Origin of the sequence: Muricoccus vinaceus (genome assembly GCF_042433125.1) — a bacterium.
GTDB lineage: Bacteria > Pseudomonadota > Alphaproteobacteria > Acetobacterales > Acetobacteraceae > Roseomonas > Roseomonas vinacea.
In genome coordinates, this window is the sequence record NZ_JBHLVZ010000052.1 from 1 (window position 1) to 9,639 (window position 9,639).

General features: G+C 68.6%; 10 protein-coding genes and 2 pseudogenes. 3 read left to right on the forward strand and 9 right to left on the reverse strand.

Annotation, left to right across the window (positions count from 1 at the left end; all coding sequences use genetic code 11):
* Nucleotides 1–63: 63 nt before the first annotated feature.
* Both ACFFIC_RS16790 and ACFFIC_RS16795 read right to left on the reverse strand, forming a co-directional pair.
* Nucleotides 64–234 (reverse strand): annotated as a pseudogene (locus tag ACFFIC_RS16790) (IS6 family transposase); the annotation flags it as partial.
* A 117-nt stretch (nucleotides 235–351) separates the two neighbouring features.
* Nucleotides 352–1,062, reverse strand: coding sequence for an IS6 family transposase (locus ACFFIC_RS16795; protein ID WP_377052397.1), 711 nt, complete (start codon nucleotides 1,060–1,062; stop codon nucleotides 352–354).
* A 53-nt stretch (nucleotides 1,063–1,115) separates the two neighbouring features.
* Between ACFFIC_RS16795 and ACFFIC_RS16800 the strand changes: the two genes are divergently transcribed.
* Nucleotides 1,116–1,703, forward strand: coding sequence for a hypothetical protein (locus ACFFIC_RS16800; RefSeq protein ID WP_377052399.1), 588 nt, complete (start codon nucleotides 1,116–1,118; stop codon nucleotides 1,701–1,703).
* Nucleotides 1,704–2,042: 339 nt separating this feature from the next.
* Here the strand turns inward: ACFFIC_RS16800 and ACFFIC_RS16805 are convergent, their stop codons facing one another.
* Complete coding sequence (locus ACFFIC_RS16805) at nucleotides 2,043–2,933, reverse strand: AraC family transcriptional regulator (RefSeq protein WP_377052401.1); 891 nt, start codon at nucleotides 2,931–2,933, stop codon at nucleotides 2,043–2,045.
* Between the two features lie 131 nt (nucleotides 2,934–3,064).
* Between ACFFIC_RS16805 and ACFFIC_RS16810 the strand changes: the two genes are divergently transcribed.
* Both ACFFIC_RS16810 and ACFFIC_RS16815 read left to right on the forward strand, forming a co-directional pair.
* The gene (locus ACFFIC_RS16810) at nucleotides 3,065–3,820 is read left to right on the forward strand and encodes an SDR family NAD(P)-dependent oxidoreductase (protein WP_377052403.1); all 756 of its coding nucleotides are present in this window, start codon (nucleotides 3,065–3,067) and stop codon (nucleotides 3,818–3,820) included.
* Between the two features lie 192 nt (nucleotides 3,821–4,012).
* Entirely contained in the window at nucleotides 4,013–4,693 is a 681-nt protein-coding gene (locus ACFFIC_RS16815) for a hypothetical protein (protein WP_377052405.1), read from the forward strand.
* 43 nt (nucleotides 4,694–4,736) lie between these two features.
* Here ACFFIC_RS16815 and ACFFIC_RS16820 read toward each other — a convergent pair whose 3' ends face one another.
* The 6 genes and pseudogenes from ACFFIC_RS16820 to ACFFIC_RS16845 all read right to left on the reverse strand — a co-directional run.
* Nucleotides 4,737–6,767, reverse strand: a complete 2,031-nt coding sequence (locus ACFFIC_RS16820) for an ATP-dependent helicase (protein ID WP_377052407.1) — start codon at nucleotides 6,765–6,767, stop codon at nucleotides 4,737–4,739.
* A complete protein-coding gene (locus tag ACFFIC_RS16825) occupies nucleotides 6,751–7,197 on the reverse strand; it encodes a hypothetical protein (RefSeq protein ID WP_377052409.1) in 447 nt (148 codons plus the stop codon). Before ACFFIC_RS16825 ends, ACFFIC_RS16820 begins: the two co-directional genes overlap by 17 nt.
* A complete protein-coding gene (locus ACFFIC_RS16830; RefSeq protein ID WP_377052411.1) occupies nucleotides 7,194–7,982 on the reverse strand; it encodes a DUF7168 domain-containing protein in 789 nt (262 codons plus the stop codon). The genes ACFFIC_RS16825 and ACFFIC_RS16830 overlap by 4 nt, the downstream gene beginning before the upstream one ends.
* 142 nt (nucleotides 7,983–8,124) lie before the next feature.
* Entirely contained in the window at nucleotides 8,125–8,925 is an 801-nt protein-coding gene (locus tag ACFFIC_RS16835; protein WP_377052413.1) for an SDR family NAD(P)-dependent oxidoreductase, read from the reverse strand.
* Nucleotides 8,926–9,120: 195 nt separating this feature from the next.
* Nucleotides 9,121–9,441: pseudogene (locus ACFFIC_RS16840) on the reverse strand (DinB/UmuC family translesion DNA polymerase); the annotation flags it as partial.
* A gap of 12 nt (nucleotides 9,442–9,453) precedes the next feature.
* Nucleotides 9,454–9,639: DNA polymerase thumb domain-containing protein (locus tag ACFFIC_RS16845; protein ID WP_408906653.1), on the reverse strand; the 186-nt coding region annotated here is incomplete at its 5' end.

The window sequence follows — 9,639 nt, forward strand, 5'->3', positions numbered from 1 at the left end:
CATCCAATCTGGCGCTGGCCGCCGCCGCCTGATCGTCAACTGCGGTACTCACCGGATGAGTACGAAGCGCAGGCCCCACTCGCGGATGCTTTCGTAACTGACCACGATGCCGCGTGCAGCAAGGATCAGCTCGACGTCACGCAGGCTGAGGCTGAAGCAGTGGTACAGCCACACTGCATGCTGGATGACCTCGGCTGGATAGCGGAAGCCTTGGTACGGATTAGGCGAGTTCATGCGGCGCAGGCTGCCACGCCCCTCCGGACCCGCCAACCTGACAAGGCCCTCACCGGGGCATTGTCACGTTGTTTGGCGACGAGGCGCGTTGGACTTGGCGGCAGAGCTTGCGCAACCTCACGCTGCCACTTGGACGCACGTCTCCCGCTTCCAGACCCGGAAGGCGTTGTCACGAGCATGGCGGTACTCGCCGGCGCTCATCAGGTGCCGCCGCGGACGGAAGTGGCCGTAGATCACGCCGTGTGCCGAGAGGAACCGCTGTGCTTGCTCGCACGACTTGAAACGTTGCATCTGGCGTTCTCGACGTCGCGTCGGCCTATGGGAATTCTCGGCACGGTTGTTCAGGTAGCGGCTGGTCCGATGCCGCGCATCGGGCAGGATCTCCCGTTGCGCGACACCATAGCTGCGCAGCCCGTCCGTGATGATCTTGCGGGGCTTGTACTTGAGGTCAGCCAGAAGGCGCTTGAAGAAGCGTTTGGCCGCCGTGCCATTCCGGCGCTTCTGCACAAGGACGTCGAGCACGACACCGTGCTGATCCACTGCGCGCCAGAGATAAAAGAGTTCGCCGTTGATCCTCAGGTACACTTCATCCATGTGCCAAGTATCGCCCGGCTTCGGGCGACGCTTCCGCAGCCTGGCCGCGAAATCCGTGCCGAAGCGGAGGCACCAGCGGCGGATGCTCTCGTGGCTGACCACCACGCCTCGCTCGGCGAGAAGCAGTTCAACGTCTCGGAAGCTCAGGCTGAAGAGGTGATAAAGCCAGACTGCATGCCGGATGACCTCAGCCGGGAAACGGTACCCAGGGTAGGTGGTGAACTCGGACGTCATCCCACTATCCTGGCGCAGCCGCTTCGTTACGGCCAGAGATCCCCAATGTGAAAATGCCCGTGCCTGCCATGTTCATGGCCTTCAGCGAGCAGGTGCCGTCAGGCGTGAAGATGCGCCACGCCCTCGGCTGGTGGTGGCACACGCCGGGCGACCTGCTGGACAAGATCGACCCGGAGAACTTGGCCCGGGATGCGCGAATTTATCTCGAGACCGTCCACCGTCTCCTTACGGATGCGGTGCTGCCCATCGACCACATCGCCCAGCTCGACTCTCTAGCTGGGGAGCTAATCCGGCTCGATGGCGTGCGGGAACATGGCATGCCGCTGGACGGGCTGGCTCAAAGAACCACGGCCTTGCGGGAGAGGCTGGTCCGGGCGCGCGAGGAGCTGGACGCGGAGCGGCTGAACCGGGTGATCCTACGCATTTGCCGCGCCCTGGTGCCGCTGGACTGCACCTTGGGCGACCGGTTCGCGCATGATCCGGCCCTACCGCTTCCGTCCTGGCCGGTCCTGGACCCGCTCCGCCGGCTCGCCCCGTCGGAGCTGGCCTCGGACGCGGCGCGGCATACCGCCGTGGCTGCGCGCCGGGCCTGCAACCGGGTGGCGCACGCCCTCGCGGAGGCCTCCGCTGCCCTGGGCTGAGGCGGGGGCCTTGGCGCTCGGCCGCCAGCACCTGCACGACGTGGTTTGACACGGATGCCGGGCTACCATCACATCGCACTGCTCACTAGCCGAGGTGCTGATGGACGCGCCTGAAGTTGTCGTGGCCTTCGGCGGTGCTGAGGAGTCCGGCGACGCTACGATCTGACCAACTTCTCCTGGCTGGCACCTGCCATGGTAGGCCGGGTGCCGGCGCCCCATGCGGCACAGGGCGGCGACGTTGGTCTCCCCCCGATCATGCGTCCAGCATCCCCAACGCGCCCGTGCTGCCGCCAAAGCTGCCTTGGTCCACCACAGGCGTTCGGCCCCACTTTGAGCAAGTCATGTGGGCGCCTCGGCAGACAGTCGTGCCGCTCCTGCGTCTCTGGCCGGAGGCGAACCAAACATTCTGCCGTACTCACGCGTGAACTGGGGCACGCTCTCGTAGCCGACGGCGAAGGCCGCACTGCTCGCCGAGCGGCCTTCTCCTCGCATCAGTCGCCGCGCCTCGATCAGCCGTAACTGCTTCTGGAACTGCAGGGGCGAAAGGGAGGTCACGCTGCGGAAGTGCTGATGGAAGGAGGACGCGCTCATCCCGGCGACGGCCGCCAGGCTCTCCACCGGCAGCGGCTCAGCGAAACGGGCGCGCAGCACCGCCACGGCACGCGACACGCGCTCCACATGCCCCCCCGGCCAGCCGATCCGCCGGACCGCCGCCCCATGCCGCCCGGTGAGCAGCCAGTAGTGCAGCTCGCGCATCAGGGATTCCTGCAGTACCGGCAATGCCGCCGGGCGGTCGAGCAGGCGCATGAGCCGGGTGGCTGCCTCCGCAACCTCGGCCCCGGTCGGGTCGACCTGGACCGCGTCGGCATCGGCGGCAGCGATCCCCTCCATCCGCAGGCCGAGATCGGCGATGATGACAGGGTTCAGTTCGACCACCAGCGACAGGTATGGCTCTGCCTCGCTCGCCCGGGTCACCTGACTGACGGTAGGCACGTCGGCCGTGATCAGCAGCGAGTCCCCCGTGCCGAAGTTCAAATCCCGCGTTGCCATTGTGACGCGCTTGCCGCCCTGCACCACCAGGCAGGCGAGCGGGCGGGAGATGTCGTGCATCAGTTCGCTGGGCGCCGCCGCGTGCACGGTGCTCAGCCCAGGGATGTCGGTGCGGGCGATGCCGTGGCCATCGGCATGCGCCTCGCCGTGGCGGCGGACCAGGTCGAGAAGGCTGCTCATGCGGCCATCATAGCGGCAGCGTCCCGCCGTCGCAGCCGTTTCGGAGGATTAGGCAAGCAAGTCCGAAGTTCCGGCAAGGACTTCAGCCGGGTCTGAGACAATGATCGTGGCGGCACGCAAGGAGCCTAGCCATGACCACTATCTCGCTTGTTACCGGCGGCAGTCGCGGTCTCGGCCGCAGCACGGCGCATAGCATCGCGGCCCGCGGCGGCGACGTCGTCATCACGTACCAGAGTCGCGCCGACGAGGCGCGGGCCGTTGCCGCCGAGATCGCCGCCACAGGTCGCAAGGCCGTCGCGCTGCAGCTCGACGTCGGCAACGCCGCCACCTTTCCTGCCTTCGTTTCCATGCTTCGGTCGGCGCTGGGCGAAAGTTGGGGGCGCGATACCTTCGACCACCTGGTCAACAATGCCGGGCACGGTGACCACGCGCTGATCGCCGACACCACCGAGGCGCAGTTTGACCAGCTGGTCGACGTGCATTTCAAGGGCGTGTTCTTTCTCACCCAGGCGCTGCTGCCAATGCTGGCGGATGGCGGGCGCATCGTAAACCTGTCCTCCGGCCTGACGCGGGTCTCCGCGCCGGGCTGGGCCGCCTACTCGGCGGTGAAGGGCGCGGTGGAGGTGCTGTCCGTCTACATGGCCAAGGAACTGGGCGCGCGTGGCATCGCGGTCAACACCGTGGCGCCGGGCGCCATCGAGACCGATTTCTTCGGCGGCGCTGTGCGTGACACGCCGGAGTTCAACAAGTTCTTCGCGGACATGACGGCGCTAGGCCGCGTCGGAGTGGCCGACGACATCGGGCCGATGATCGCTAGCCTGCTCGGTCCAGACAATCGCTGGGTCAACGCGCAGCGCATCGAGGTTTCCGGCGGCCAGGGCATCTGACCGCCCGCACAGCACCCGAGCTGTTCACCTAGATGCTAACCTCATGGGCCTACCAGACCGCCAGGAACTAACAGGCGGCTGTGACCCAACTTCGTTGCAGCATGGCCGCTAATTCTAGCCTGACCCCACAGCGGACCTGCCGCTTCCGGCCGAGAAGTGCTGTCTTCGTTGTGCTGTGACACGGGCAGGTCCGTGCGTTATCTTGACCTGATGACGAACGAGGCCGACGCGGTGCCGGCAGCGCGCTGCCCCTGGGACTTGCATCCCGCGTTGATGGAGGAGCGCATCACCGCCTGCGCCCGCCTGCTCGCCCGTGGGCGCACCGACGCGCTCGCCATGGCCGATACCTGGGCAGGCGACGATGCTTGGTCGATTGGCTGTCGCGCCTACTCGTTCAGCCGCAACCGGCTCCGCCGCACCGCTGAGGCGGGCCGCTACCCCTGGCTCGGCGTGCTCGACGAGACGCACCACTTTGTCTTCCTGATCGACGGGGTGCCCGTGCGCTTCTTCCGGGGCGATGCCGACGAGCCCAGCAAGCGCACGCTCCGCCAGCAGGAAAGCGAGGCGCAGCAGCTCGCGCTGGCGCTCGGCCGCGGCGACGAGGCAGAGGGATTGATGTTCCGCTTGGCCGTGGAGACCGGTGAGGAGGGCGAGGTAACGCGCGTGGTCTTCCTGGCGCTCAGAGGCGAGGAAGGACGGGTGGTTTGCTTCTGGCCGGTGCCCGGGATCGATGACACGCCTGCCGCGGAGCCACAGCCGCGCGGGGCACGGGAGCGTCGGAACGACGCGCCCGCCATGCAGCTACCCTTTCCTGCGGCTTCGACGGGACGCCGTCAGCGTCGCTCATCGGGGCCGACGCGGGCTAAGGCGTAGGAAGGCGGCGGCAAGTCTCCAAAGCCCAGCGTCTGCCTAATTCCTACCGCCTGGATCCCCCCTTAGGGGCAAGAAACTTCGAGACAAGCCTGTCCTTCTCCGTGCCGGTCGGGATCGGGGAAGCCCGTGACGGCACAGTCGGCTTTGCGCCGACTGGCCTGGCCTGCGGCCCGGGCAATTCGCCCATGAAGCGCGACGGCTTGCCTTCCCACTCACGTCGGTGCCGGACCCAGGTCAGCTGCAGCGAGTGTCGGGCACGGGTCAGCCCGACATAGAAGAGGCGCCGCTCCTCCGCCAGGGCACCGTTCTGCTCGGCCGACCAATGCGGCCAGACGCCCTCTTCCAAGCCGGCCAGCAGGACATGATCGAACTCGAGCCCCTTGGCCTGGTGCAGCGTCATCACCGGCACCGCATCGGCCTCCTCACTTCCGTCAACCGCATCTGTCAGAGCTGCGCCCTCGCAGAATGCCGCCACGCTGCCGGCCTTCTCAGCCGCTTGCAGAGCCTTCCCCCAAGCCGCCCCAAGCTTGCCGCCGCCCTCCAGCCGTTCGGCGATCTCGCTCGCCTCCGCGGCCAGTTGCAGCGCGTCCGCCGGTCCGAGCGCCCGGCGAGCCACGCCGTCGGCGATCTCCCGCGCGATGCCCAGCACCGCCTCCAGGGCGCGCCGCTCATCGGGACTTGCCGGCAGGCTTGGTACCGCCCCCGCAAGGGCAAGGCTCCGCTCGGCCGCATGCTCCCGCAGTCGCCCGAACAGCACGGCGCCGATGCCCCGTGGCGGGTAGGCACAGGCGCGGCGGAACGCGTCGTCCGCCCCGGTGTCCCAGGCCTCCGTCCCACGACGCCCCGCAGCAGACCGGCTCATTGCCAGCCGCAACCAGGCGATGGCGCCCAGCACCTCACGCGGCGCCTCCGGCTCACGTTCGGTCACCAACCGCACGGGGATCGCAGCCTGCCGCAGGGCGGCAAGAATGGGATCGGCCACGAACCCGGCCCGGACCAGCACCGCGCACTCGCGCCAGCGAGGCTCTGGTTGCCTCCCTTTGAGGGCCCGTAGCCAGGCCACGACCTCCCGCCCCTCGTCCTCGGGAGTGGCCGCCTCGCGGACGGTGATCGACTGCCCTGGCGGCGCCTTCGGCTCGGCCGGGCGCAAGGTCTTAGGCAGAGCCTCCGGATCCTGTGCTGCGACAGCATTGGCCGCGCGCAGGATCGTCGCGGTCGAGCGATAGTTGGTCTCGAGCTTTACGGGTGGGGGAGCGGTTGGGTAGTCCTTCCCGAACCGCCGTATGTGCGAGACGTCGGCGCCGCGCCAGCCATAGATTGCCTGCAGATCATCACCGACCGCGAACACCCGCTCTGCCTTGCCGGCAAGAAGGCGAACCAGCGCGTGCTGGGCATGGTTCGTGTCCTGGTACTCGTCCACCAGGATCTCGGCCCAGCGCGCCGACCAGCGCTTGGCGAGGCCGGGATCCGCGCGCATGGCGGCAACGGGCAGCGCGATGAGGTCGTCGAAGTCGAGCGCCTGGCGCGCCTCCAGCGCCGCGCGGTAGGCCGGCAGCACGGTGGCAGCCCTGGCCAGTACCTCGGGCTCAAAGCGGGCGAGGGCGGAGGAGCGGGGTAGCTTGCGCGGCTCGGTGACCAAGCCGTTCTTGAGCAGCGACACCGCCTCCGCGAGCTGGCCTGCTTCCTTGCTGTCCGTGATGCCGGCGGCCCCCATCAGCAAGGCGCGGGCGTCGCGCTGACCCAGGATGGCGAAGCCCCGCGGCAGACCAGCGATGCTGGCGGCGTCCTCGATCATGAGCCGCGCCATGACGGCGTGGAAGGTGCCGACCCAACGCGGCGTCCGCGCCGGTCCGAGCAGGGCGGCGAGCCGGTCGCGCATCTCGCCGGCTGCCCTGGCGGTGAAGGTGATGCAGAGCAGGCGCTCAGGCGCCTCCCCGCACAGGATGAGGTCGGCCACGCGCCGAATCAGCGTCTCGGTCTTGCCCGAGCCCGCCCCAGCCAGGACCAGGAGCGGCGCCGGCGTGGTCGCGGCCGCGCGCTGGGCCGGGTTCAGGCGCTCAAGGTGCAGCGGCATCGAGGAACACCGGTCGTGCCGCGAGGTCCACCTCAATGCGCGCCTCTCTCAGCGAGGGCAGCAGCGCGGCGGCGGGCAGGCGGAGGTAGCGCTCGAGCAGTTGCAGGTAGAGGCCCATGAAGCGCGGACCATGCCCGTCCGTCCCGCCTTCGGCCGTGCTGGTCATGGCATGGGCGAGCTCGTGCAGCAGGATCCAGGACGGCAGAGCCTCGGGCAAGCGGAGCCGCAGGCGCGTGGCATCCGCCTGCCGGGCAGTGGCCTGGGCCGGCAGTCGCTCCACCTTGGGCGGCCAGCGCAAGCCCATCTCGGCCCAGATGGCATCCACCATGGCCGAAGCGGCGGAGAAGGGGACCAGGTCCGGCGCATGGGGTGCCACAACCCAGTCCTCCCAGGCATAGACCCGCGCGCGCTGCCGATCGCGCCCACTCATCCCTCCAGCCGGTCTTGCGAGGTGCCGCTCACCGGCCGCTGGAGGTTGACCCGCTCGCCGGCAGCGTAGCCGTGCTGGTAGGCGCCGTTCAGGCGGATGCTGGCGCCGCGCTGCGCCACCAGCCGCACCGCCGCCGTGCGGAAGGCCTCCTCCACCACGCTGTGCTTGACGAGGATGAGGGCGGTGCCGGTCGAGCGCTGCGCCGCTACATCCGCCTCCCTGGCCGCGTGCAGCGCCTCCAGCCGCTCGGCCAAGCGACTGGCCATGCCGTGGGCGAAGCTGGTGGAGGCTTGCCGCAGCCCCGTGCCTCGCAGGGCGGGATGCTGTGCCCGGAAGCCCAGCACCTCCTGGCGGATGCCACGGTCGATCACCGCGAAGAGGTAGACGGCCATGGAGGTGTCCGGCTCGAAGCCGAAGAAGACGTAGCGGGGCCGATCCTCGTCGCGGGCGAGCCAGACCTTGCAGTCGCAGAAGCGCGCAATGGCGGGCACGCAGCCGTCGATGGGCCGGCGCTGACGGCCCGGTAACGGCATCTCGACCTGCACGCAGGGCTCGGCCCGGAGGTCCACCTCGGCCATGCTGAGCGCGTAGCGCTCGAGCAGCCGCCCGACCATCTCGGCGGCGGCGAGCGCCTCGGCCTCGGTGCAGCCGTTCGAGACGGTCTTCTCGGCAAGGGCCCGGATACGCGCCTTGACGCGGGTGAGTTCGGTAGTCTGGCTCAGGGGGAAGGGACCAGGGAAAGGGGCAGGAGGGTTGAGCGTAGCATCGAGCAGCTCTTCCGGCATCCCCGCCCTCTCCCTTGCAGCACCACCCACAGCCTGCATCGGCCGCTGGCGGCCCACTCAAGTTGCGCAGATACTTCGGCGGCGCTGCGCCCATTGTGGCTATGGGCGTATCGCCGCCGAGTTCCCAAAGCGGGCGCGGATCTCAGTAGTTGATGGACCCGCGCGCGCCTCCGCCCACGTCAATCGCAACACCGTTGATTGTCACGGAAAGAGGGGACGCGAGGAAGGCGATCACCTGGGCCACGTCCTCCGCCGTCGGCAAGCGCCCCATCAGCACGTTCTGTGCCATGGCCGCCTCCACTTCACCGACGGTTCGGACTTCCGCCCTCGCACGAGCCTCAAGCATCGCGTCCACTTTCTCCGTGCGCGTCATCCCGGGGTGCACGGTAGTGACCGCAATGCCGGTGCCCGACAGCTCGTCGGCAAGGTTCTTCGCCAGGGCGACCACGGCGACGTCGCGGATGGTGCCCACCACGTCACCGGTCCGCCGTGCGCCCAGCCCGCTAACGTTGATGATGCGGCCCCATCCAGCCCGGCGCATGGCCGGCAGCAGGGCGCGGGCACAACGCAGGTAGCCCATGACCTTGGTATCCATGTGCGACGCCAGGGAAGCCCACTCAGCCTCGGAGGGAACGGGCACCGCCTTCTGCCCAGCGGGATCGGCTGCGCAGTTCACCAAGATATGGGCGCCGCCGAGGTCACGTTCCACGACGGCCGCCATAGCTGCTACCGCGGCATCGTCCGTGGTGTTGGCGGCCACTCCCAAAGCACGACGGCCCGTGGTGCTGGCAATGTCCTCCGCCACCTGGGCAGCTTCGTCAGCGTTGCGCGAGACCAGGACCACGTCAGCACCCTCGGCCGCGAGCAGCCGCGCCGTTGCCAGTCCAATACCGCGCGTCCCTCCGGTGATCACCGCCACCTTTCCCGCAAGTCCCAGATCCATGCACCGCACTCCTTTCTGTTCCTGGGGGAAGCTTATCACTATCCACAATGCTGCCTTGGTGGCCGGCGCTCGATGGCCTGGCAAGCGTCGAACACAGCGACTGAAGAGAAGCTGCCTACCGTTGGCCTTCTTCCGCCGGGTGCCCAGGAGCGGAGGTGCTGCTTATGGCCAGTTTGCCCACTGCTGCATGGTTCCTCAGCCGAACTCCAGGCTGATCTGGTCCGGGCGCCTTTCGTCGACGTTGTCGAAGCCGGAGACGGTCACGCCGAGAAGGCGCACCGCCTTCGGCAGCGGGAAAACTCCCTGCACCAACTTCCGCGAGATCCGTGCGAGTTCCCGCCCACTGGTGATCGGCACCGGCGAGGTACGGCTGCGGGTCACCTGCCGGAAGTCGGCGAACTTGACCTTCACCGTGACGGTGCGGCCGAAGGTGCCGGTCTTCTCACACCAGCCCCAGACATCTTCCGCGAGGGCCACGATGCCCTCCTCCACTTCCACCGGGGTGGCGAGGTCGCGGGCGTAGGTGGTCTACGAGCCCGAGGACTTCCTCGGCCGGTTCGGCACCACGGGGCGATGGTCCTCGCCGCGCGATATGGTGTGGAAGTGCGCGCCCGCCTTGCCGAAGTGCTCCTGCAGGAAGGCAAGGCTCCACTCGCGGAGGTCGCGGCCGGTGCGGATGCCCAGCGCCTCCATCCTGGCGGCGGTGGCCGGACC